Here is a 20,956-nt window from a genome sequence, read left to right as displayed (position 1 = left end):
TGGTTTTAGGCCTCAGGCAGCTTCAGAGGAGGAATGCGGGCAACAGTTTGCTTGCGAAAAATCTGTGGGCGTTCACGCCAGGGAACCAATCCGTCTGTGGTTTGGGCATAGGCTGCGACACCTTTCAGAATGTCTTCCACATGTTCATTTGGGTCCATGTCGCCATAGACATAGGTCCAGCGCTCGGCACCGCCGCTGAGAACCATGGAACATCCTCGGGTGCACGCCGAGAGGCATTCCACGCCTCGCAAAGTAACACCTTCGGGCAGTCTGGCTTCTGTTAAAGCCTCAAGCATCACTGCACCAGGGCGGGGGCCTTCAGGGTCCACATCCGCACGGCGGCAGGTGGTGCAGACGGTCAGCATTACCTCGCCAGATTCACGTGTGTCGGCCATTGTGTGCCGCTCCTTCCTGTTCTGTGGCTAAAAAGGTGCTGCCAGCGGGGCGCAGTTTACGTGTTGCCCTCAACCGGTTGCAGAACACCCCGTCCGCCCGTTGTTCGATGTGCTGGCAGGTCTCCCGGCTTGCAGATGTCACCTGAACGTCAGGCGGTGGCCTCCATCCTTCCCGGGAAAATCCCAGTGGTTTGCGGAAGCCTCATCCGGTCACGGTCGCGGGGGCGGCTGTGCTTGGCAGATTGCGCTGCTGTCACATTCCCTCTTCGCCCAAGGCACGCCTTGGGAACCAACATAAAACCCCTTGCGCTATTGCGCCCTTCCTTGTCAAGACATGGCAAAACCCGAAGGAGCATCCGATGAGTGAGACGTCCGAAAAAGTCATTTCCCATGAAGAGGCCGAACGCCATGCGTCCAAAATGGCCAAGAAGAAGGCCGCGCGCGACAAGATGATGAAGACCAAGGATGGTGAAAAAGGGTTGATCATCGTCCACACAGGGCCGGGAAAAGGTAAGTCCAGCTCGGGCTTTGGCATGATTATGCGGTGTATCGCCCACAAGATGCCCTGTGCCGTGGTGCAGTTCATCAAAGGTGCCTGGGCCACGGGTGAGCGGACACTAATCGAGGAAAACTTTGGTGATCTTTGTCAGTTCTATGCAATGGGAGAAGGGTTCACCTGGGAAACCCAGGATAAGGTGCGTGATATTGCTGCAGCGCGGAAGGGCTGGGAGAAAGCCAAAGAAATGATCCTGGATGAGCGTAACGCGATGGTTCTTCTGGATGAGATCAACATCGCGCTGCGGTACGAATATCTCGATCTTGAGGAGGTCCTGGAATTTCTGGTGGAGCGTAAACCGGCGATGACCCATGTGGTTCTGACCGGGCGTAACGCAAAAGAAGAGCTGATCGAGATTGCCGACCTTGTAACGGAGATGGGCCAGATCAAGCACCCATTTAGGGCAGGGATCAAAGCGCAGAAAGGTGTAGAGTTTTGATGTGCTTCCTGCAGGGCTTTGCCCTGCTGGCCTGACCAAAGGTCAGGCCAAGCCGCGCGCCAGAGAGCTGGAGCCAAAGGCTCCAGCTCTCTGGCGCGCGGCGCCCCCGTTTCAACCGACAGGCACCAGATGATTGTCCCACGCGGTTGCTGCGGTTGTGATTGTGTGTGTGTCATTGTGTGACAGGTTCAGGATCTGACCTTGACCGGTGGTGGCGATCCATCCGGCTGTGTTTCCAGTCAGGCCGCAGACATCAGTAACCTGATGCTCCTGAACAAGATCACCAGATGCGGTGTTCATAATCTGCACCCGGTCCCCACGGGGAGATGAAACCGCCACCTCCGTGCCCTTGGCAGAAAAGGCGATTGAACCGCCATATCCATTCAGATTTCGCAGGCGCGGGTCTCCCTCAGCCAAAAGCCGCGGCGGGGCGTTGCGCCTGTGCAGGCCCACGATTGGCGCAAGCTCGCCCAGGTCACCCTGCCATTGCATCGCGAAGCCAACCGTCCCGTCCGGTGACAGCGCAAGGTGGCGAATTGAGTTCAGATGCAGATCTTGATCCAGTTTCATTTGTTCCAGGATCTCGCCAGAAAAGCTCAGATAGCTGAGACATGGCTCCATTGTCGGCAGGTTCAGCTTGGCGCGGCCACTGTCCGGGTGTGTCTCTATTCCGCCGTTGGCAACGACCAAATAGCCCTCCGGGTGGCGCAGAATATCATGAGGTCCGACGCCTCCTGACGAGAAGCTTGCGATCCGCTGGTAAGTCTTACTGTCCCAGATGCCGATCACACCGCGTGCGTTTTCGTAATCATTCTCGGTCGTGAACAGCTGTTGCCCGTCTGCCGAGAAACAGCCATGGCCATAGAAATGATGACCTTCGGGCGGGGTGAGGCGGGTAATCTGAGCTCCCGTGCGGCAGTCCAGAACATCTGCAAAACGCCCCGGACGGCGGGCAAAAGCAATGATCTCGGGGTGGTGAGGGTGAGCGCTGGCTGCATGACCCCGCCCTGGGAGGGGGTGGCGAAACACCACATCTCCGGTCGCAGTCAGGCCGGCCAATATATACTGGCCGCTGGGCTCAAGCCCTGCTGTGACAAAATCTGGATAGCCTACGTCCGCCCAACTGGCCTGCGGAGCGATGCCAGCGGCCAATAGCCCTGTCAGAAATCCACGACGTGTGGCCATTTCAGTCTCCATCCAGTGAATTGAAACCTGCGGCTACACCCAGGCGGGGCCCCAGTTCTGCCGTCACAAAGTCACGCAGCTCTGACACATTCTGTTTCAGGGCTTCGATACGAAAACGGCTTGCTGGATCGGACACGCCTGCAAAGCTTGGATCCTCCAGCGCTGCGGCGCGCTTTAGCGAGCGTCCGAACTGATCAGAAAGCTGATCCTGCAGTTCAGGTGCGCCTTCGGCCAAGGAAATTGCCAGCGGTTCGAGCGCTTCGAGGGATAAGATCACATGCCGGAGCGAACGGCCCGAGCGCCAGGCTTCCGCGCGACGTGGGCGCGGTTTTTCAAAACTGCCCAGCGGGCGCCCCAGACGCAGATCATCCACAATTTGCAAGCCTGTGGTCAGGGTTTTGAAGAGCTCTTGGCGAATTTCCGCGTCGCTTTGATAGCGTTCAGACGGGGCCTGCATGAGGTCGACAAAATGACCAGTCCAATCTGTTTCGATTGCGTAGGCGGTATGCGCAATATCATGCGCCATCGCTTGGGCCAACGCGCATTGGTATTCCGCCGAAGCCAGCGTTTGCGCCTCTTTGTCGAAGAGAAGAAACTCCAACGCATAGAAGCCTTTGCCTGCGATTGAGAACTCCGCAAAGGTTTCGGCAGGTAAAACATCATGGTTTTCATCGCGCAGGAGCGCGCCTACGGTTTTGCCGATCTTCCCGCGGTTATCAGGCCAAAAAGCGAGGGAAAATGCACGTGCATCAGTTTCCGTTGGGCCAAAACGCCAGATGCTGGCGGTAACCCAGGCATCAAAAGCGTCGGTAAAGGCGTCTTGTACACCGCCGGGGTCTGACGGGCAGCTCTGATCTGTCACCTGCGCCAAGGTGGCAGTTCTGTCGGACAGGGTTTGAAATGCCGGCAGGATGTGCTGGTCTACAATGCTTTCAGTCAGCGCATCTGCGTTGGCAGCACTGGCCAGGCAGCAGCATGCCAGAACGGAAAAAAGTCGTTGCATGGGTCAGAGGCTCTCCAGAAACTGTATCAGATCGGCACGTTCATCGGCGGACATGTTCACGACGTTCGCTTGTGCGCTTGCCGCTTCACCTCCGTGCCAGAGGATCGCCTCAAGCAGAGTGCGCGCGCGCCCGTCATGCAGATACCCGGCGAGGGGTGAAACCTGTTTGGTCAACCCAATACCCCATAGGGGTGGGGTGCGCCATTCCTGTCCTGTTGCTCGCCCCTCTGGGCGACCATCGGCCAGCCCTTCGCCCATGTCATGCAGCAGCATGTCACTGTAGGGCCAGATCAGCTGAAAACTGTGTTCGTCGCGGTCAGTCATGCGTTGGGTGACGAATTTCGGTTTGTGGCAGCCGGTGCATCCTGCGCCATAAAACAGCTCCTTGCCACGCAGAACGGCAGGATCGTTCAGGTTGCGACGTGCGGGCACGGCCAGGTTGCGGCTATAAAAAGTCACCAGATCCATATTGGGTTGATCTATTTCTGTGCCTCGCGCCTCGTCATCTCCATGAGGCGCGGCACGGCAGGCCGTCTGCGCTTCGGTGCATTCGCCCCAATGTGCCGGGAACAGCGGAGTGGAAATTCCGATGTCACCAGAAAATGCCGAGGCCGATTGTTCATGTACAGTAGGATTGCCCGCCTTTAAGCCAAAGCGGCCCAGCAATATCCGGTCAAACTCATTCGACCAGACCAGATTTGCGCGGCCTGAAATGCCATCCCCGTCAGCGTCATCCTCGTCTGCCTCTGCGAGAATGTCAGCCGCTGGTATCGCTTCCAGAAGGCCCAGACCAATCATCGGCTGTGCCACGCGCGGAGAGATCATCACATCCGCCTGCATCGGGCCGTAGCCAAGGTCCAGCGCCTGATATGTGGGCTTGCGCAGGGTCTCAACAGTCCCGTCGCTCAAGGTGACGGGCAGATCCTCATATGTCACCGCCAGACGATATTCCGGGTTGATGCCGGGAGGGGAGAAATCCTGGAGCTGGCGACCATACGTGGGTTCTGGTGCATCTCCGATATAGTCGGTGATGGCTTGCATCTCATCAGGGACGGGCCCCGGAACAGAAACACGCAGGAACATAGAGACGGCTGCATCGGCCAAGTCCTGGGGCGGGTGGCCGCGCCCATCCTTCAGATGGCAGCGCTGGCAGGAGCGGGCGTTGTGGAGGGGCCCTAGGCCGTCTGATGCTTTGGTTGAAGCAGGGGAAAAGACCCAGATCTTCTCAAACAGCGCGTCGCCCAGTTTAAATTCAAGTTCTTCCTCAAACGACAGGTTGGCGCTGTGTTGGGAAAACGCGTCAGCATCTGTCCGGGCGCGTGTGGTTGCTGCACCTGCGGGATGCGCCTCAAAGGCTTCGGGCTGCGTAAAGGTCTGCGTCCTGGACGTGACCGCTTTTATCTTCGCGATGTCCTCGGCCGTGCGTGGGACAACTTTCAAATGAGGGTCGGAATAAACGCTTTTGGGCCAGTCTGCGGCCAATACGCTGGAAGCCAGGAGCGATGCAATCACGGAGAACGCCGTGGCGCGTGTGGTTTGGGTAAACATGCCTGAACCGAAATCGGAGGAGTTTGAAACAGATGTAAACAAACTAAACGCCTGGGCAAAGGTGTGACCTCTGCCCAGGGTACTTATATTTATTGGAAGACGGCTGAAGGGTCGTCCAGGGAGTCAGAGCCTTCAAAGGCGATGCCGTCCAGTTTCAAAGCTGCGACCGCGCGTTCAAACGAACGGGTCTGGTCGATCAGACCGTTGACGCCACCCATAATCAGGGCTTCACCTTTGACGTTTCCAGCTTCGAGCATTTGGTCATAAGAGGTGCCAGCTTCCGCCGCCAGTTTGATCCGGCCCAAAGCCATCATGGTGGTGGAGAGTTTGGTCAGGATTTCGCTGTCCAGCGCTTTGTCTGTTTCCGCAACCAGATCCGAAAGCGACGGACCCGAGATCAACTCGCCGTTGGTGCGGACGTATTCGCCAAGATAAACGTTCTGAACACCCAGACCATCGTAATAGTGGCTGTTGTGGGTGTTGTCAGAGAAGCAGTCATGCTCTTCTTCGGGGTCGTTCAGCATAACGCCCAGACGCATCCGCTCACCCGCCTGCTCACCATAAGACAGGGAGCCCATGCCGGTCAGCATTGTCGAAATACCTGCATCCACGTCCGAAAACAATGCGGTGCGGCCTTCGCCTTCGGCGGTCCATTGCGCGACCATCCATTCCAGATCGGATACCAGCAGATCAGTTGCGGCGGTCAGATATTCGGCGCGGCGATCACAGTGGCCGCCGGTGCAGGCATCACCCGCCGCGTAATCGGTCCAGGGACGGTCGCCAGCACCATGTTCGGTCCCTTTGAGGTCTTGGCCCCAAAGCAGGAATTCGATGGCGTGGTAACCAGTTGCAACGTTTGCCTCGACACCGTCTGCTTCATGCAGAGTCTCTTCCAGCAGGGTGGGGGTTATTTGGGACGCGTCGATTGTCTTGCCAGACAGATCAAAGGTCGGATTTGCGATGACGTTTAGAGCGGCAAGGCCGTTTTCGTCGCTCGGACCGCCATAGGAGGCGTCAACATAATCGATCAGGCCTTCATCCAGAGGCCATGCGTTTACCTTGCCTTCCCAGTCGTCCACGATCGCATTGCCAAAGCGGAAAACTTCGGACTGTTGATATGGCACACGTGCGGCAAGCCAGGCTGCGCGGGCGGCTTGCAGGTTTTCTGCGGAAGGCGCCTCAACCAGTGCATTTACTGCGGCCTGCAACGTTTTTGCAGTGGTCAGGCTGTCTTCATATGTGGCCAGAGCAATATCGGCGTAAGTGGTCAGCACCGCGTCTTTTTCAACGGCAAAGGCCGCAGTGGCGGAGAGGATCGAAGCGGACACTGCTGTGCCGCGAAGAAACTTGGAGATCATTTTGTGCTCATCGCTAGTTGTGAAAACCCGGTGCTGAAACTCTGCAGGCACCAGAAAGGAAAAGCCCGGCGCGAAATGCTTGCCGGGCCGGTGTGTTATTTCGTCAGGATCAGCTTTCCGGCGCGCGTGATCCGGAGCGAGTAGACTTGGCCATTCAGAAGAATGCGGGCTTGATTGCCACCCTTGGTAAGATCCTCTGCGTAGAAAGTGGGGAAAACTTCGGTGGCGGCTGTCAATTCATTCGTATCGATCTGTTTCATGTCATCTACCCAACGCTGTTTGGAGGTCATCTGGACCCTCATCTATCTCCTGACATCGGGCTGACCTGACTCGTCAGGTTGGCTAGACAGGGGTTTTCTGACTTGTTTAGTCGGGTATGTCAATCTGAGTTTTTTAATTGGTTATTATCAAACGCATAAAAAACGCAAAACGCGCCCCGCAGGGCGCGTTTTTAACTAGATTTAGAAGGGGTTAGTCGCGCGTGCCGGAAAATTTGGCTTGCCACTCTTCGCGTTGTTCATCGGCGATCTTGGCAAAGAGCACGTCCGGAACGGTAAAGCTATGGCCTTCGCCGAGGCCCGAAAGGAAGCCCGATACATCTGACGGCCAGGCGCGATCCTCGGACTGTAGGGCTGCCATCATCTTATCTGCGGCATCCGGGATAAAGGGCGCGCTGAGCACAGCATAAAGGCGAATAAGGTTGAGGCCGAGACGCACCTGTGCCGCGGCTTTTTCCGGGTCTTCCTTGAAGGTCGACCAGGGGGCCGCGCTTTGCAGATACTCATTGCCAGCAACCCAGATCGCGCGCAGCTCTTGCGCGGATTTGCGCACGTCCATGGCTTCCATATGGCTTTCATATGCGCGCACGCGTTTGGTCAGATCCGCAATCAGCGCCTCTTCCTGTTCGCCAAATGTACCGCCTGCGGGGACTTCTTCGCCAAATTTGGATCGGCAGAACTTTGTAATCCGGCTGACAAAATTGCCCAGAACATCCGCCAGATCCTTGTTTACGGATTGCTGGAAGTTCTCCCAGGTGAATTCTGAATCCGAGCTTTCTGGCGCATGCGACAACAGCCACCAGCGCCAGTAATCCGACGGAAGGATTTCCAGAGCCTGATCCATGAACACACCACGGCCCTGACTGGTGGAGAACTGGCCGCCGTCATAGTTCAGGTAGTTAAAGGACTTGAGGTGGTCGACCATTTTCCAGGGTTCGCCCGACCCCAGCAACGTTGCCGGGAAGGACAGAGTGTGGAACGGGACGTTGTCCTTGCCCATGAACTGTACATAGCGCACATCGTCGGCGCCTTTGTCGGTGCGCCACCAGCGCTCCCATTCCGCGTCGTCTTTGCCATTGGCTTCTGCCCATTCCTTGGCGCAGGCGATGTATTCGATCGGCGCGTCGAACCACACATAGAAAACCTTGCCTTCCATGCCGTCCCATGGGGCGTCGCCTTTTTTGACCTCAATCCCCCAGTCCAGATCGCGGGTAATGCCACGATCTTGCAGGCCATCGCCGTCATGCAACCATTTCTTGGCGATCGAGGTGGTCAGAACCGGCCAGTCGGTCTTGCTGTCGATCCAAGCGTCCAGCTGGTCGCGCATTTGCGACTGACGCAGGAACAGGTGCTTTGTCTCGCGCACTTCCAGATCGGTTGAGCCGGAAATGGCAGAGCGCGGGTTGATCAGGTCGGTTGGGTCCAGCTGTTTGGTGCACTCCTCGCACTGATCCCCCCGGGCGCGTTCGTATCCGCAGTTGGGGCAGGTGCCTTCCACATAACGATCCGGCAGGAACCTGCCGTCGGCGTTAGAGTAAACCTGGCGGTCGGCAACTTCTGAGATCAGTCCGGCCTCTTCCAGCTTACCTGCCAAATGCTGGGTTAATGCGTGGTTCGCATCACTTGACGACCGTCCAAAATGATCGAAGGACAGACCAAAGCCTTGGGCGATCTTGGCCTGGACCTCATGCATCTCGGCACAGTATTCAGCAACGGGTTTGCCCGCTTTTGCAGCGGCCAGTTCTGCTGGTGTGCCATGTTCGTCGGTTGCGCAGAGAAACAGAACTTCATTGCCAATGCCGCGCTGAAAACGGGCAAACAGATCGGCTGGCAGTTGGCTTCCAACCAGATTGCCGAGGTGTTTGATCCCGTTGATGTAGGGCAGTGCCGAGGTGATGAGAATACGTGCCATGCGGTCCATCCAGAATACAAAGTTGCTGCACCGTCTACATGAAGCCAGCGCAAGGGGAAAGCCCGCGTTCGGTCAATGATTAAAGAGAGTGCTGGGACATGAAAAAAGGCGGCTCGGGAACCCGAGCCGCTGCGTTTCGAATTTACATAAGGTTCTAAATATCAGAGCTTCTCTACCGCTGTGCTGCGGATTTTGCCCCAGTTTTCATCTGCCTTGTGGATGGTGCCCGTGCGGTCCTTGTTGAACGCTTCAAAGATCTCGGCGTTCAGGAAAACATACAGCTTGTCATCAATCACGGCTGCATACTCTGGATCTCCGTCAAATTTTTTACCAACCGAGACGCCGAAGGTGCAGAACCCCCCGTTTTGCGGCAGATAGGCCGCCGGGTTGGCTTCGAACGTCTCTTGGGTCTTTGCGCTTTTGAAGTAATAGGCAACGCCGTCATGAACGGTGGTATGTGCTGCTTTGCCTTCGACCGGCTTCCCGGATTGGATAAAGGCCACCGGATCCACACCATGCAGGCCCAGCTGCGCTCCGGCAGCAGTCAGCCCGACCGAGGTGTTGTATTCATCCGCAGCAAACGCAGGTGCAGCAGCCAGTGCGCCAATCACTGTCAATGCCGCGATGTTCAGTTTTGTGATCATTTCGTTTCCTTCCAGGTGTTTTGGATCTGATCTTGCTGAAGGCTTGTCTGTGCCTTCGATCTCTATTTGAGTGTTGGGTGAACGATCAGCAATGATTTCGGCGTCATATTGAACTGATAGTACTCTCGTTTGAACGATCTGATGTGGTTTCATTAAAAAGGCGACGGTTTCCCGTCGCCTCGTGCCTGATTTGTCGGTTGTGGATGTCAGGCCTTTGCGCCCTCGGGGGCTGGTTTGTGCAGGCCGACAACGATGGCAACAGCCAGACCGTTTGCCCAATAGTAGTAGGCCGCCAGACCCTCAAATCCAAAGACTATCGGGGCCAGAAGGAAAGTCAGCCCAACCATGCCATCCACTGTCAGATGGACCGAATAGGGTAGCACACGGAAAATGCCGAGGTGGTGATCCGTCAGAACCGTCAGCACAAAGGCCGCAGCGCCGGTGATGACTGACAGCCACAACGCCATTGGGCTCGTCTCCCCAAGGCCGAGAGCAAAAGGTGCGGCCATCAGGGTCAGGGCTACGGGATAGTCAAGGTATGCGTGGATGTTCTTGGTGACGAATTTCAGGGACATGGAACCTCCTTTGAGAAAAGAACGCCGACCCCAAGCGGCCGGTGTCTGTCAAAGGATAGGTCTTGGTGGGCGCTGCCCCCATGACCTGGCGTTCGCCAGCCTGTACGGATCGTTCAGGGAGTGCTTCAGGCTCGGGTGCGGTAGCTGGCCGGGCTGATGCCCATCTCTTTTTTGAATACGCGGCTAAATGCGCTTTCAGACGAATATCCGGTGCGCGCAGCCACCTCTGAGATGCTGGCCTGATGTTGGCCAAGCCACTGGCAGGCGATCTGCATCCGCCAAGTGGTCAGATATTGCATGGGGGGCATCCCCATTTTTTCACTGAACTTTACTGCGAAACCTGTGCGGGACAAGCCAGCCTCTCGCGCAAGGCTTTCGACCGTCCAATCATGGGCTGGGTCATGATGAAAAGCGGCTAGGGCCCGAGCCAATTGGGGATCTGCAAATCCAGCCAGGCCAACGTGGGCGTTACCTTCGGTTTCGATGAAGCAGCGCAGTGCCTGGGCAAGGATCACTTCGGACAGGCGGAGGGCGATTAAGTCGCTGCCAAACCGCGCCTTGCCTGCTTCGTCCCCGATCATTCGAAGCGAGGCTTCCATCCAGCGGCCCGCAGTCTCGCCATAGTTTTCGATACGCACATAAGTCGGTAGGCGATCGAAAATCAGGTGCCGGGCATTGGCTGCAAAAGAGAAGTGCCCGCAGATCAGCTGCGTGTCACGCTGGGTCTCTTCGTTGCCATAGACCAGCGTGCCCTGGCCTGTGTAGCCCGAGGTTTCGAGCACTTTGTCCAACGGTAGCGTGCGATGGGCTTGGGCTGGGCCCGAGATCAGATCATGGGCGGCCCCATGGGGGATGATCACAAGATCACCCTGTGCCAAGTGCAGCATTTCCCCGGTGTGCGGCATGCGTATTATGCAGTCACCCCGATGGGCAAAGTGGAACCGTGCGACATTTTCAAACGCGGGCACTGACACACCCCAGTGGCCGGAAAAGCTGGTCCGGAAGTAAAGCGTGCCCTGCACCGAGAGCCTGGCGAAAATATCGCTGAGTGTATCGATCATGTGCTGTTTTTGCACGGTGCATTGCGCCGCGTCCAGAGGCTTGAACGATGGGTTATTTGTCCTGAACGCTTGGTGCTGGAGCCAGAGGCGAGGCTCCCGTAGCCCGGTGTAACTGCCATTGCTTGGGTGGTTGGGTGCGGGCGCGAAGCCGTTCCAGGTGCCAGCATTCTCTGTTTCGGGTGTGCATCTGGGCCATGTGCCAGCGGGTTTCAATACCGGGAGCGCCACCACGATCGGGTGTTAGCAGTAGAGCCAGCGGGGCAGATCCCAGCTTTCCACCTTCCTCGGCTGCAAGGTGCAGACGTCGGACAGGTGTCATTGGCGGAGGTGCGGGCAGTTCGCAGACCACGAGACCGGTGGCTCCACTGCGCAGGATCTCTTCGGTGCTCCACAGTAGATCTTCGGCGCGGTTGGCGCGCAGAAACAAGAAGCGGGCGGGGTCTGTATAGGGTTTGATGCCGTCAGGATTCAGCTGATCGCGATACCAACGTGGCGTTACCCATAATATGGGGCCAGAAACAGCAGAGGCCAGCCACAGCGCAAAGGTCCAGCGCGCGGGACCGCAGACCTCATGGGCGCGGGCGCGGGGCAGACATATGTCATCGCCCAGGCGCACCGCATTTCTTATGGGGTGCGCCCTGTTGGTTAAGGTGTGAATCGTCATGCTTCCTTATAGCATGTTCCGCCTTTGTTCTCAATTCGCCAAGGATTGCAAATCTTGCCATTTGTAGGGTTCAGTTGGAGACCCCTCACTGAGCCATGCATCCAATCCCCCTTTGAGGCAGAAGGCGTTCTGCAGCCCCATTTCCATCGCCAGCCGCGTGCTGAGCGCCGAACGCCAGCCATTATCGCAGTAAAAAACAAAGGTCAGCGGTTGGCTGAAAATCTTCCGTGCATAGGGGCTGGACTGGTCGAGCCAGAATTCCAACAAGCCACGCGGACAGGATGTGGCACCTGGAATAACGCCTGTTTTCTCCAGCTCGCGCAAAACCCGCAGATCAATCAAGGCAGTGTCCTCTGCTTCATAGATCTCGCGGACTTCGGCTACGGATTTGAACGCAATAGCTTCCTCTGCAGCCTGCACCATTTCGCTAAAGTTTTTACGGGGTTCAAACGACATGCAGTACCTCCTCATGAAAACTCTGGATAATTTTAAGTATGCAATGGAATACTGCGCAATGTATCGGCGAAAGATCAAAATGGTTAACGTGGAGCTTCTCTAGGGTTGCAACATGAGGCTTGGCGCTTAGGGTGCCTGTGACAGAACGCCGGACAGCGAAGAGGACGTGCAAAATGAAACAGAACCGACTTGGCCGTACAGACATCATGGTGTCGGAGTATTGCTTGGGAACCATGACATTTGGGACCCAAACTGATGAAGCGGACTCTCATGGGCAGATTGATATAGCGTTGGATGCCGGGATCAACTTTCTGGACACTGCGGAAATGTATCCGGTGAACCCGGTTCGGGCGGAAACGATCGGGGACAGCGAAGCGATCATTGGTCGCTGGAATGAGAAAACCGGCCGACGTAAGGAGTATGTTCTTGCGACCAAACATTCTGGTGAAGGGCTGAAAGCTGTCCGTGACGGCGCGCCGATCAGCAAGCAGAGCATTGCCGAGACCGTCGAAGCATCGCTGAAGCGTCTGAAGACGGATTATATCGATCTCTATCAGTTCCACTGGCCCAATCGCGGCAGCTATATGTTCCGTAAAAACTGGTCCTTTGAGCCCTGGAAATCAGGACAGACACGGGCGGAAATACGGGCCGATATGGAGGCGTGCCTGGAGGCGCTTCAAGAGCAGGTCGACAAGGGCAATATTCGCGCCTTCGGTTTGAGTAACGACAGCGCCTGGGGCACCGCACAATGGCTGGAGCTGGCAGAGGCCGGAAAAGGCCCCCGTGTGGCGTCCATCCAGAACGAATACTCGCTGCTGTGCCGTCTTTATGACACGGATCTTGCAGAGCTGAGCATCTACGAGGATGTGGGGCTTTTGTCCTATTCACCTCTTGCGACAGGGTTGCTGACGGGTAAATACCAAGGCGGGACGGTACCGGAAAAGTCGCGGATGTCGATCAATGACAATCTGGGTGGTCGGGTGTCAGACCGTGTCTTTGATGCGGTTGAGGCCTATCTGGCAATTGCCCGTAAACATGATCTGGATCCGGTGCATATGGCGCTTGCGTGGTGCAAAACCCGCCCATTTATGGCGTCGATCATTTTTGGAGCGACCAACCTGGCACAGTTGGCCCATATTGTTGAAGGCAAGGATCTTGAGTTAGGCGCGGATGTCGTGGCAGAGATTGACGCCGCACATCACGCCCACCCTATGCCCTATTGATGAAACAAACTTGGCGGGGATGTGCTCCCGCCCGGTCTCACGCGATCAAGATCGCATCGCCCCGTTGGGCCGAGCGCCGCGCAAATTGCGCGGCGCTGCTGCGTTTTCTTGCTTCAGTGGCGTGTTGCAGAGGACCGGGAGGCAAATTTGGCAAGGCTTTGAGGCAGCAAGCGTCCGCCTGCCGCCGTGGGCTGGTCGTGACATTGCCGCAAGTCACGCGCGGACACGCCATGTGCTGTGCGAAACGCGCGCGAGAAGCTTGATTGCGAGGTGAAGCCCGTGGCTTCGGCCACCTCCATAAGTGGCAGGCTGGTGTCGGTCACCAGACGGCGTGCCTCGGCCAGTCGCAATTGCAGATAGTGGTCCTGCGGCGTGGTGTTCAGGCGCAGTCGGAACTGTTGCTGCAACGTACGTGCGCTGGTCCCGAGAATATCCGCCATCATGGCAAGTGGCATCGGCGCTGAGAGCGTGTCTTCCATCAGAGCATTGGCCCGATCGGTGAGCGCCGTGTCGCGTGCTCCACCGGAGGGCAGGGACACCACAGAGTTGTCCAGCTGCGGCTCTTCTGCTTTGGGCTGGGCGGCGGGCGCAACAAAGAGGTCAGCCATACGTCCGGCGAAACCTGACCCCATTCGGGCATTGATCAGGTGCAACATCAGATCAATCGCCGCCGTGCCGCCGCCTGCGGTCAAACGGGCGTCTGATGTTGTGAATGTTTCATCGCTGAGGTCGACATTTGGGAAGCGACGGGCAAAGCTGTCATGGTTATCCCAGTGGGTTGCAGCGGGATGTCCATCCAGCAGGCCTGCCTCGGCCATGAGCCAAGAGCCTCCGTCGATGCCGATCAGCGTGGCCCCGCTGTCCGCAATGCGTCGCAACCCGGACAGCAAGCTGGGAGTTGCATGGCGTGCCAACTGGAACCCAGCCAAGACAATCAGCGCGTCGCAGGTTTCAAGCTGGGCCATGGGATAGCTTGGGACCGTCAGCCCGCTTGAGAGCATGGGGATCTCACCGGTGGCGTTGACGTAGTCCCAGTCAAAGATCGGGCGCCCGGCCAGACGGTTTGCAGCCCGCATTGGATCCACGGTGGATGCAAACGACAATGTGTTGGTCTCATCAAGGACCAGCACAGCCGTATTCAGCGCCTGCGCTTCGGGCTGGAGGATGTTGGGTGCGGATTTCATCAAGTCGATTCGCTTTGTGATAAGTCGTTCCACAAGGCTGAGCGATGGGCGAATTGGGCGCAAATTGGTTTCCGGGGGTAAGGCTGGGGATAAGTCGGGGCACAAGACGGTACATCGCGAGGAGAAGATTTTTGACCCGATTTCCCGGAAAATACGAAGGAAACGGGTCATGAGTGCCACCGTTTATCAGGGGCGCGAAGGGCTTGGGCCTTTGCACGATCAGGCTCTTTGGATGCGGCTTTCGAAGGCTGTGAATTGTATCAATCCCGCCCTTAATAATGGCGGGGACGCCGTAGAGCTGACATAAGGCACACCATGTATTTATGGATCTTCATCGCCCTTGCGGCGGCCAGTTTTCAGACCATCCGATTTATGCTGCAAAAGGTTCTGGCCTCCGTCAGCCTGACGGCGGCTGGCGCGACGTTCTCCCGGTTCCTTTATTCAATGCCGTTCATCCTGGGCGGGCTCTACGTGTATTTCTGGTCCAGCGGTGACAGTCTTCCGACCATGGGCGGCCGTTTCTGGCTATTTGCAACCATTGGTGCGGTTTCGCAAATTCTGGCAACGATCTGCGTTGTTGCCTTGTTCAAACAGCGAAACTTTGCGGTCGGGATTACCTTCAAAAAGACTGAGGTCATACAAACGGCACTTGTTGGTCTTGTTGTTCTTGGTGATCACATCACTGTCGGCGGCTGGGGAGCTATCCTATTGGGGGGGATTGCGGTTCTGATCCTGTCCAAACCAGGCGACAGCAGCGGGGCCTGGCACCAACACCTGACAAATCGCGCCTCCAGACTCGGTTTCAGCTCGGGTATCCTGTTTGCTTTCTCGGCGGTGGGCTACCGGGCGGCTTCGCTTGAGTTTGAGGGAACGGAGCCTATCCTGCGCGCGGCCGTAACCCTGGGGGCAGTTGTGACGTTGCAGACACTGACAATGGCAGTCTGGCTGCTGCTGCGCGATCCGGGGGAGATCAAACGCGTCTGGCAGGCCCGACGTGTGGCCATCTGGGTGGGAATTACCAGCATGGGAGGATCCTTTTGCTGGTTTTGGGCTTTTACGTTGCAAAACGCAGCCTATGTGAAAGCCGTTGGTCAGGCTGAGTTGTTTCTGTCACTGCTCGCCTCTATCTTATTTTTCAAGGAAAAGGTTTCAGCCCGTGAAATCATCGGTATGGCATTCCTTGGGCTGTCGATCCTGGCCCTTGTGCTGACACTCTGACGCGCCCCCGGCCCAGAGCTGCTAGTCCAGAGGAGAGGCGCCGTTGAGACGCAGGAACAGGCTTTCCTCGTCGTTGTTCTGAAAAAACGGAACCGAGGTTACCGGCGCAAGCTCCGGAAGCCGCGCGGCGACTTCTGCCAGCACCACCTGCGTAATGAAGGGCAGATCATATCCGCGCGCCTTTGCCAGAGGAACCCATTGGAGGTTGGATAACTCGTCCGATGCCCGCGAGAAATCGTCCAAGTCGCTGGCCACCGCGGCGGCATTCACCAAAAAGAACCGTGCATCAAAGCGCCGCGGGCGCCCCACCGGGGTAATTGCCCGAAACACAAATTCAAGCGCACTGGCGTCCGGGCGATGCCCGGTTGCTGCAAACTCCACCCAATCAGATGGCGGGGAGTGCCAGGGGCCACGTTGTCCAAGGATAAGCCCGGTTTCCTCCCAAAGCTCCCGGATCGCCGCATTTGCCAGCGCAGTTTGCGATACATCTGTTGTGTGTTGGCCGAGCTGCGCAACGACGTGTTCCGGCAGCGGTGCAGCAAGCTGGATTTCTCCATCCTGAGGATCAACAGCGCCACCGGGAAAGACGAACTTGCTGGGCATAAAGGCCGCTTTTGCCCCACGTTGCCCCATCAGAACACTGGGCGTTTTGCCGTTGCCGTCCCGCAGGACGATGACAGTAGACGCGTTGCGAATGGCGGATTTATCATGCTGAGCAGGGGCGGTGGTCATTCGGGCTCCAACGGATCAAAGCCCGGTCGGGCTATATTATGTTCCGCCCTACCAAACGAAGATCAGTCGTCTTTGTCAAACCCATGCATGCCACGCGCCCATTGATAAGCGATCACGATGCCCTTCATCCGTGGGAGAAGGTATAGTGATGAGATCAGGCAGCCAAGGCTGAAGACGGTGAAGGTAACCATCGGGGCCGGTTGCCACTTGAAGTAGACCACATGCAGCAAGGGAGCCATCACATGGCCGACCAGAAGAATGGTCAGATATGCCGGGCCATCATCCGCCCGCGCTTTGGAGAGATCCAGATTGCAGCTGCTGCAGGTGTCATTGACCTTGAGATAGGAATGCAGCGCTTTGCCTTCGCCGCAGCGTGGACACCGGCAGCGCCATCCTTTCCACAGGGCCGGTCGCGTCGCCCGCGGAGTTTCATCTGATTTTGATGCCACGGCGACATCAGCCTCGCCCGAGTTTGGAGCTGCGCTATCGGTCATATCGATATCCTGTAATTTGAATGTAGATTTGGACGACACGTGCTGGAAGTAAAGGCACCTTGGGACGCTTGCGTCCGCGTGTCGCAATTTTTTTGGAAAAAATGCGACGGAACCTGCAGCCTGGGCCGTTTCTTCAATGCATCAGGCAGCAAGGCGCTGCCACTGCATAGGAGAAAAAAGAATGAAACATGTCACTTTCATTGCAATGATTGTTGCGGGCGCAGGTGTAATCGGTGCGGGCGCGGCTCTGGCAAAAGCTCCGGGCGGCCATGGTCCTCGTGCCAGCTTTGAAGAGTTGGATGCCAATGGCGATGGTGAGGTTACCAAGGCCGAGATGGAAGCGCTTCGGGCCCGGCATTTCTCGGAAGCAGACACCAATGGTGATGGTGCGTTGTCCTTGGATGAATTGAACGCAAAGGCGGCAAGCCGGGCTGGCGAGCGGTCCGAGCGTATGCTCAAAGCGCTTGATGAAAATGGTGACGGTGTGCTGAGCGCCGACGAAATGCCGAAACCGCGTGATGGCGGCAAACGCTTCTCTCGCTTGGATGCGGATGGCAGCGGTGGTATCTCCAAAGCGGAGTTCGAAGCCGCCCAGAAAGACCATCGCGGCGGGCCTGGTAAGTGGAGAAAAAATTGGAAAGACGGGCAGCAAGACCAGAACTGACCCGGATTATACGTTGTATGACCTGCGAAATACCTCTCGGCGTGCCCCTATGGGGGCGCCGATGAGCCGTGATGGCGATGTAAGCGATGATGCGCTTTTGGTTTTGTTTGCCAATGGGGATCGTGCAGCGGCAGCAGACCTGACCCAGCGTTTGGCGCCGCGTGCATTGGGTGTGGCGATGCGAATGCTCGGCAATCGCGCTGAAGCCGAGGACATTACGCAAGAGGCGATGATGCGGCTCTGGCGAATGGCGCCGGACTGGGTATCGGGGCAGGCCCAGGTCTCCACTTGGCTTTATCGTGTGGTGACCAACTTATGTATTGATCTCAAGCGTCGGCAGCGGGGCGGGCATCTGGATCTGGATGAGATACCCGAACCGGAGGGGGATGAACCCAGCGCTGCGGATCAGCTGCTAGACAGAGCGCGGCGCGACGCATTGCAGGAAGCCCTGATGTGCCTACCGGTGCGGCAGCGTCAGGCCGTGGTGTTGCGCCACATCGAGGAACTGTCCAACCCCGAGATCGCGGGCATTATGGACATTGGCGTGGAAGCTGTCGAAAGTTTGACAGCGCGCGCAAAACGCGGACTTGCCAAAGCACTGGCCAGTCGCAAAGAAGAATTGGGGTATGTCGATGGCTGATCACGATAAAGCAATGAAAGAGCTGGATGCGCTGTTTCAAAATGCGCGCCTCGACCAGCCCAAGGTTTCAGACCAGCTGTTTGCTTCCATTCTGGACGATGCCTCTCGGCTTCAGGATGAATTTACCGCGCCGCTTTCCCCGGATCGGCCTCTAGAAACCAATGGCATCTTGTCACGGGTGTTTGCGGCAGTGGGGGGAGGCTTCGGTGTTGGGGGGCTGGTCACCGCAGGTCTGGCCGGCGTCTGGATCGGATTGGCGCCACCGTCCTTTTTGCCGGACCCGGTGGAACTGGCAGCATCTGCAATCAGCACCAGTGACCCATTTGACGGGTTTGATACGACGGAATTGTTGAGCGAGGACTTGCAATGAGCGAGGCACAGGAACAGAAAATGCCCAAGGCCAAAAGCCCGCGTTGGATGCGGATTCTGCTGGGCGTGTCCCTGGCGCTGAACGTGGCAGTGGTTGGCATCGCGGCTGGTGCGGCCTATCGGGTCAAGGAACGGATCGGCAGCAAGGCACCGCCGCCGTCTTTGTCTGTTAGCCTCTTCCGTGCAATGGATCGCGAAACCCGTCGTCGGCTGATGAAAGACGCAACTGCTGGGCACGCTGATGTCCGCGCGCAACGTGAAGCTGATCGCCAAGCATTGTTTTCCGCGCTTCAGGCGGAGCCTTTTGAAGTGGATGCGGTTGCGGACGTGCTGACAAAGCAGGCAGAACGGCAATACCACTTCCGTGAGCAGTTGCGCCAAGCGTGGCTGGAGAAATTGGCGGAAATGCCAGAAGACGAACGGATGCGTTTGTTGGAACGTCTTCAACATGAGCCACCACACAGAGGCAAAGCGCGCGATGCGCCGAACCGTTAGGTGTTCAGGGTCATGACCCGTTTGAGGAGGCGGGGAACCGTCTCCTCTGTTTGTTTTCAATTCGTTATCTAGGCCGCGACCGGTTTTTGCTTACTGAGGCTTACGCGGTTGCGGCCTGAGTTTTTGGCCGCATAAAGCGCTTGGTCCGCTTTGGCGATCAGGTCATTTGCATCTAAATCGTGCGCTTGTTTGCGGTTGCCAATCACCGCGCCGATGCTGATGGTCATCTGGATCGGCTGGTCTACCCCAGCAATGCGAAACGGGCGCTCGTTGATTGACGAACAAAAATTTGCTGCGGCTTTGGCTGCGTCACTTGCGCTGTGCCCCGGCAGAATAAAGAGGAACTCCTCCCCTCCGATGCGCGCCAAGAGCTGATCCGGCTGAACCAGGGTTTTTAGCCGCGCGGCGGTTTCAATAAGAACCGCGTCGCCCACGGGGTGGCCATAAATGTCGTTGATCCGTTTGAAGTGGTCGAGATCTGCGACCATCAGGGCAAAGCTCTCTCCGGTTTCGCGCGCAGTGTGCAGGACACGATCCAGGAACGGCATTGCGTAGCGGCGGTTGTGCAACCCGGTCATCATGTCAGAAGATGCAGCTTGTAATTCACTGCGGATACGGGCCCGCAACTGATCTTCTTGAAGTTTCTGGATAAGCTGCGCGCGCAAACGCACTGAGAGTTCGGCTGCATCAAAGCCAGATTGCAGGACATCATGGGCCCCGCGATCCAATGCTTCTGCAGAGACTTCAGGCATATCGGGGGGCGGAAGAGCCACAATTATGGATTGCCGTGTTGACGCCCGGGCTCGCAGGTCTGCAATAAGTCGCAATCCCATGCCGACGGTGTCCGGGCATAATTCGACGACAACGGCATCAGGAACAGGCGCTGACATCAGCCCTCTGAAATCTGTCAGCTCATGACAGCGAAGGCCGAATGGTGCATGTTCTTCAAGCGCGGCTTTCCAGTTCCGACCCAACAACTTTGTGCGAGTGACGAGGGCAACGGTTGCTCCGCGGATGGTCTCTATGTGTTTGGTTGCCGTTATGCCGTGCGCCATTGCCCCAGCCGAGTCACGGTGCAGGCGCAACTCTTCCTTGGCGCTGCGAGCCCGAAACAGGCTGCGGATACGGGCCTGGAGCACCACTGCATCCACTGGATGCGGCACAACATCATCGACGCCGCCCTCCAGTGCAGACAGCCGTGATGCGGCGCAGCCATTTGTGTCGATGGCAATGATTGGAATGTTGCGCAACCGCTCTTCGCGTGCCATTGCGCTCTTTACGTCCTGGGCGGTTCCATCGACCAAGGAGAGCGCGGAAATGATCACATCAGGTGTGCAAATGCGCAGCATGTGCTGCATTTCTTTGAGGTCCGCGGCCTGAATAACGTCAAAGAACGCCTCAGCCAGTTGCACTTTGAGTGCAATCCGGTTTGTAGAAACCCCATCTATGACAAGGATTGTTCCTTGCACCTGATTTCCCTTCGACGCTTGCATTATCCTTGTGCCGAGTTTTTATGAGACTAGTTAACAAACCCTTTCATCACTGACTAAAACTGTAATCATATGCCAAATTCCGCTCATGCCGCCGAAACCCTTGCTTTGAACGTTCTTGCTTGGTTGGTGAGCCAGGAGGACTTGTTGCCGGTGTTTCTTGGGTCTTCTGGGGCAAGTGAAGAGGATTTAAGAGCACGTGCCGAAGATCCTGAGTTTCTCGCATCCGTACTGGACTTTCTACTGATGGACGATGCGTGGGTCTTGCAATTCTGTGATGCCAATAATGTCGGCTATGACTTGCCGATGCGGGCCCGTGCCCTGTTACCTGGTGGTGCGCAAATCAACTGGACTTGATATGGTCCAAACAACC

Annotated in this window: 25 protein-coding genes and 1 riboswitch; of the genes, 9 read left to right on the top strand and 16 right to left on the bottom strand. The window is 57.0% G+C overall.

Features of this window, described 5'->3' with window-relative positions; genetic code table 11:
• Nucleotides 1-5: 5 nt before the first annotated feature.
• Complete coding sequence (locus ACXAEW_RS01085; protein WP_474939549.1) at nt 6-395, bottom strand: DUF1636 family protein; 390 nt, start codon at nt 393-395, stop codon at nt 6-8.
• A 95-nt stretch (nt 396-490) separates the two neighbouring features.
• Nucleotides 491-704, bottom strand: a riboswitch (cobalamin riboswitch).
• Between the two features lie 50 nt (nt 705-754).
• Between ACXAEW_RS01085 and cobO the strand changes: the two genes are divergently transcribed.
• Nucleotides 755-1,390 carry a cob(I)yrinic acid a,c-diamide adenosyltransferase gene (cobO, locus tag ACXAEW_RS01080; protein WP_474939548.1) on the top strand — a complete coding sequence of 212 codons (636 nt, stop codon included), beginning with the start codon at nt 755-757 and terminating at the stop codon, nt 1,388-1,390.
• Between the two features lie 111 nt (nt 1,391-1,501).
• On the opposite strand, the gene ACXAEW_RS01075 is transcribed toward cobO, so the two are convergent.
• From ACXAEW_RS01075 to ACXAEW_RS01025, 11 genes are all read right to left on the bottom strand, one after another.
• A complete protein-coding gene (locus tag ACXAEW_RS01075; protein ID WP_474939547.1) occupies nt 1,502-2,575 on the bottom strand; it encodes a DUF1513 domain-containing protein in 1,074 nt (357 codons plus the stop codon).
• A gap of 1 nt (nt 2,576) precedes the next feature.
• On the bottom strand, nt 2,577-3,578 hold the full coding sequence (locus tag ACXAEW_RS01070; protein ID WP_474939546.1) for an imelysin family protein: 1,002 nt from the start codon (nt 3,576-3,578) through the stop codon (nt 2,577-2,579).
• Between the two features lie 3 nt (nt 3,579-3,581).
• Nucleotides 3,582-5,126 (bottom strand): di-heme oxidoreductase family protein, encoded by a 1,545-nt coding sequence (locus tag ACXAEW_RS01065; protein WP_474939545.1) that lies wholly within the window; start codon nt 5,124-5,126, stop codon nt 3,582-3,584.
• An 89-nt stretch (nt 5,127-5,215) separates the two neighbouring features.
• Nucleotides 5,216-6,484, bottom strand: a complete 1,269-nt coding sequence (locus ACXAEW_RS01060; RefSeq protein ID WP_474939544.1) for an imelysin family protein — start codon at nt 6,482-6,484, stop codon at nt 5,216-5,218.
• Between the two features lie 95 nt (nt 6,485-6,579).
• On the bottom strand, nt 6,580-6,744 hold the full coding sequence (gene hemP, locus ACXAEW_RS01055; protein ID WP_474942976.1) for a hemin uptake protein HemP: 165 nt from the start codon (nt 6,742-6,744) through the stop codon (nt 6,580-6,582).
• A 211-nt stretch (nt 6,745-6,955) separates the two neighbouring features.
• Complete coding sequence (gene metG / locus ACXAEW_RS01050) at nt 6,956-8,674, bottom strand: methionine--tRNA ligase (RefSeq protein WP_474939543.1); 1,719 nt, start codon at nt 8,672-8,674, stop codon at nt 6,956-6,958.
• A 161-nt stretch (nt 8,675-8,835) separates the two neighbouring features.
• A complete protein-coding gene (locus ACXAEW_RS01045) occupies nt 8,836-9,318 on the bottom strand; it encodes a YHS domain-containing (seleno)protein (protein WP_474939542.1) in 483 nt (160 codons plus the stop codon).
• 206 nt (nt 9,319-9,524) lie between these two features.
• Complete coding sequence (locus tag ACXAEW_RS01040) at nt 9,525-9,893, bottom strand: SPW repeat domain-containing protein (protein WP_474939541.1); 369 nt, start codon at nt 9,891-9,893, stop codon at nt 9,525-9,527.
• A 125-nt stretch (nt 9,894-10,018) separates the two neighbouring features.
• Entirely contained in the window at nt 10,019-10,954 is a 936-nt protein-coding gene (locus tag ACXAEW_RS01035) for an AraC family transcriptional regulator (protein ID WP_474939540.1), read from the bottom strand.
• Between the two features lie 52 nt (nt 10,955-11,006).
• Nucleotides 11,007-11,618, bottom strand: a complete 612-nt coding sequence (locus tag ACXAEW_RS01030) for an ImuA family protein (RefSeq protein WP_474939539.1) — start codon at nt 11,616-11,618, stop codon at nt 11,007-11,009.
• Nucleotides 11,619-11,648: 30 nt separating this feature from the next.
• Complete coding sequence (locus tag ACXAEW_RS01025) at nt 11,649-12,074, bottom strand: rhodanese-like domain-containing protein (RefSeq protein ID WP_474939538.1); 426 nt, start codon at nt 12,072-12,074, stop codon at nt 11,649-11,651.
• 173 nt (nt 12,075-12,247) lie between these two features.
• Here ACXAEW_RS01025 and ACXAEW_RS01020 point away from each other — a divergent pair, with 173 nt between their 5' ends.
• Nucleotides 12,248-13,297, top strand: a complete 1,050-nt coding sequence (locus ACXAEW_RS01020) for an aldo/keto reductase (protein WP_474939537.1) — start codon at nt 12,248-12,250, stop codon at nt 13,295-13,297.
• Nucleotides 13,298-13,410: 113 nt separating this feature from the next.
• Here ACXAEW_RS01020 and ACXAEW_RS01015 read toward each other — a convergent pair whose 3' ends face one another.
• Complete coding sequence (locus ACXAEW_RS01015; protein ID WP_474939536.1) at nt 13,411-14,481, bottom strand: GlxA family transcriptional regulator; 1,071 nt, start codon at nt 14,479-14,481, stop codon at nt 13,411-13,413.
• A gap of 169 nt (nt 14,482-14,650) precedes the next feature.
• Here ACXAEW_RS01015 and ACXAEW_RS01010 point away from each other — a divergent pair, with 169 nt between their 5' ends.
• A complete protein-coding gene (locus ACXAEW_RS01010; RefSeq protein ID WP_474939535.1) occupies nt 14,651-14,788 on the top strand; it encodes a hypothetical protein in 138 nt (45 codons plus the stop codon).
• An 8-nt stretch (nt 14,789-14,796) separates the two neighbouring features.
• Nucleotides 14,797-15,699, top strand: a complete 903-nt coding sequence (locus ACXAEW_RS01005) for an EamA/RhaT family transporter (protein WP_474939534.1) — start codon at nt 14,797-14,799, stop codon at nt 15,697-15,699.
• Between the two features lie 21 nt (nt 15,700-15,720).
• Here the strand turns inward: ACXAEW_RS01005 and ACXAEW_RS01000 are convergent, their stop codons facing one another.
• Both ACXAEW_RS01000 and ACXAEW_RS00995 read right to left on the bottom strand, forming a co-directional pair.
• Entirely contained in the window at nt 15,721-16,431 is a 711-nt protein-coding gene (locus ACXAEW_RS01000) for an NUDIX hydrolase (protein WP_474939533.1), read from the bottom strand.
• 62 nt (nt 16,432-16,493) lie between these two features.
• Nucleotides 16,494-16,925, bottom strand: coding sequence for a DUF983 domain-containing protein (locus ACXAEW_RS00995; protein ID WP_474939532.1), 432 nt, complete (start codon nt 16,923-16,925; stop codon nt 16,494-16,496).
• Nucleotides 16,926-17,106: 181 nt separating this feature from the next.
• On the opposite strand from ACXAEW_RS00995, the gene ACXAEW_RS00990 reads away from it, so the two are divergent.
• From ACXAEW_RS00990 to ACXAEW_RS00975, 4 genes are all read left to right on the top strand, one after another.
• Entirely contained in the window at nt 17,107-17,589 is a 483-nt protein-coding gene (locus tag ACXAEW_RS00990; RefSeq protein ID WP_474939531.1) for an EF-hand domain-containing protein, read from the top strand.
• A 61-nt stretch (nt 17,590-17,650) separates the two neighbouring features.
• Nucleotides 17,651-18,229 (top strand): RNA polymerase sigma factor, encoded by a 579-nt coding sequence (locus ACXAEW_RS00985; RefSeq protein ID WP_474939530.1) that lies wholly within the window; start codon nt 17,651-17,653, stop codon nt 18,227-18,229.
• Complete coding sequence (locus tag ACXAEW_RS00980) at nt 18,222-18,599, top strand: hypothetical protein (protein WP_474939529.1); 378 nt, start codon at nt 18,222-18,224, stop codon at nt 18,597-18,599. Before ACXAEW_RS00985 ends, ACXAEW_RS00980 begins: the two co-directional genes overlap by 8 nt.
• Nucleotides 18,596-19,093: a periplasmic heavy metal sensor gene (locus tag ACXAEW_RS00975; protein ID WP_474939528.1), complete on the top strand. Its 498-nt coding sequence runs from the start codon at nt 18,596-18,598 to the stop codon at nt 19,091-19,093. Before ACXAEW_RS00980 ends, ACXAEW_RS00975 begins: the two co-directional genes overlap by 4 nt.
• A 68-nt stretch (nt 19,094-19,161) precedes the next feature.
• On the opposite strand, the gene ACXAEW_RS00970 is transcribed toward ACXAEW_RS00975, so the two are convergent.
• The gene (locus ACXAEW_RS00970) at nt 19,162-20,562 is read right to left on the bottom strand and encodes a diguanylate cyclase domain-containing protein (protein ID WP_474939527.1); all 1,401 of its coding nucleotides are present in this window, start codon (nt 20,560-20,562) and stop codon (nt 19,162-19,164) included.
• 93 nt (nt 20,563-20,655) lie between these two features.
• Here ACXAEW_RS00970 and ACXAEW_RS00965 point away from each other — a divergent pair, with 93 nt between their 5' ends.
• Nucleotides 20,656-20,940 (top strand): DUF3572 domain-containing protein, encoded by a 285-nt coding sequence (locus ACXAEW_RS00965; protein WP_474939526.1) that lies wholly within the window; start codon nt 20,656-20,658, stop codon nt 20,938-20,940.
• Nucleotides 20,941-20,956: the final 16 nt, after the last annotated feature.

It is taken from the genome of Epibacterium sp. ABZ3_068 (assembly GCF_056159265.1).
This window is presented reverse-complemented; position numbering and strand designations above follow the sequence as displayed.

Bases quoted from the DNA above. Each gene is read 5' to 3' on its own strand.
- ACXAEW_RS01085 (WP_474939549.1), bottom strand. From the start codon at position 395: ATGGCCGACACACGTGAATCTGGCGAGGTAATGCTGACCGTCTGCACC.
- cobO (WP_474939548.1), top strand. From the start codon at position 755: ATGAGTGAGACGTCCGAAAAAGTCATTTCCCATGAAGAGGCCGAACGC.
- ACXAEW_RS01075 (WP_474939547.1), bottom strand. From the start codon at position 2,575: ATGGCCACACGTCGTGGATTTCTGACAGGGCTATTGGCCGCTGGCATC.
- ACXAEW_RS01070 (WP_474939546.1), bottom strand. From the start codon at position 3,578: ATGCAACGACTTTTTTCCGTTCTGGCATGCTGCTGCCTGGCCAGTGCT.
- ACXAEW_RS01065 (WP_474939545.1), bottom strand. From the start codon at position 5,126: ATGTTTACCCAAACCACACGCGCCACGGCGTTCTCCGTGATTGCATCG.
- ACXAEW_RS01060 (WP_474939544.1), bottom strand. From the start codon at position 6,484: ATGATCTCCAAGTTTCTTCGCGGCACAGCAGTGTCCGCTTCGATCCTC.
- hemP (WP_474942976.1), bottom strand. From the start codon at position 6,744: ATGAAACAGATCGATACGAATGAATTGACAGCCGCCACCGAAGTTTTC.
- metG (WP_474939543.1), bottom strand. From the start codon at position 8,674: ATGGCACGTATTCTCATCACCTCGGCACTGCCCTACATCAACGGGATC.
- ACXAEW_RS01045 (WP_474939542.1), bottom strand. From the start codon at position 9,318: ATGATCACAAAACTGAACATCGCGGCATTGACAGTGATTGGCGCACTG.
- ACXAEW_RS01040 (WP_474939541.1), bottom strand. From the start codon at position 9,893: ATGTCCCTGAAATTCGTCACCAAGAACATCCACGCATACCTTGACTAT.
- ACXAEW_RS01035 (WP_474939540.1), bottom strand. From the start codon at position 10,954: ATGATCGATACACTCAGCGATATTTTCGCCAGGCTCTCGGTGCAGGGC.
- ACXAEW_RS01030 (WP_474939539.1), bottom strand. From the start codon at position 11,618: ATGACGATTCACACCTTAACCAACAGGGCGCACCCCATAAGAAATGCG.
- ACXAEW_RS01025 (WP_474939538.1), bottom strand. From the start codon at position 12,074: ATGTCGTTTGAACCCCGTAAAAACTTTAGCGAAATGGTGCAGGCTGCA.
- ACXAEW_RS01020 (WP_474939537.1), top strand. From the start codon at position 12,248: ATGAAACAGAACCGACTTGGCCGTACAGACATCATGGTGTCGGAGTAT.
- ACXAEW_RS01015 (WP_474939536.1), bottom strand. From the start codon at position 14,481: ATGAAATCCGCACCCAACATCCTCCAGCCCGAAGCGCAGGCGCTGAAT.
- ACXAEW_RS01010 (WP_474939535.1), top strand. From the start codon at position 14,651: ATGAGTGCCACCGTTTATCAGGGGCGCGAAGGGCTTGGGCCTTTGCAC.
- ACXAEW_RS01005 (WP_474939534.1), top strand. From the start codon at position 14,797: ATGTATTTATGGATCTTCATCGCCCTTGCGGCGGCCAGTTTTCAGACC.
- ACXAEW_RS01000 (WP_474939533.1), bottom strand. From the start codon at position 16,431: ATGACCACCGCCCCTGCTCAGCATGATAAATCCGCCATTCGCAACGCG.
- ACXAEW_RS00995 (WP_474939532.1), bottom strand. From the start codon at position 16,925: ATGACCGATAGCGCAGCTCCAAACTCGGGCGAGGCTGATGTCGCCGTG.
- ACXAEW_RS00990 (WP_474939531.1), top strand. From the start codon at position 17,107: ATGAAACATGTCACTTTCATTGCAATGATTGTTGCGGGCGCAGGTGTA.
- ACXAEW_RS00985 (WP_474939530.1), top strand. From the start codon at position 17,651: ATGAGCCGTGATGGCGATGTAAGCGATGATGCGCTTTTGGTTTTGTTT.
- ACXAEW_RS00980 (WP_474939529.1), top strand. From the start codon at position 18,222: ATGGCTGATCACGATAAAGCAATGAAAGAGCTGGATGCGCTGTTTCAA.
- ACXAEW_RS00975 (WP_474939528.1), top strand. From the start codon at position 18,596: ATGAGCGAGGCACAGGAACAGAAAATGCCCAAGGCCAAAAGCCCGCGT.
- ACXAEW_RS00965 (WP_474939526.1), top strand. From the start codon at position 20,656: ATGCCAAATTCCGCTCATGCCGCCGAAACCCTTGCTTTGAACGTTCTT.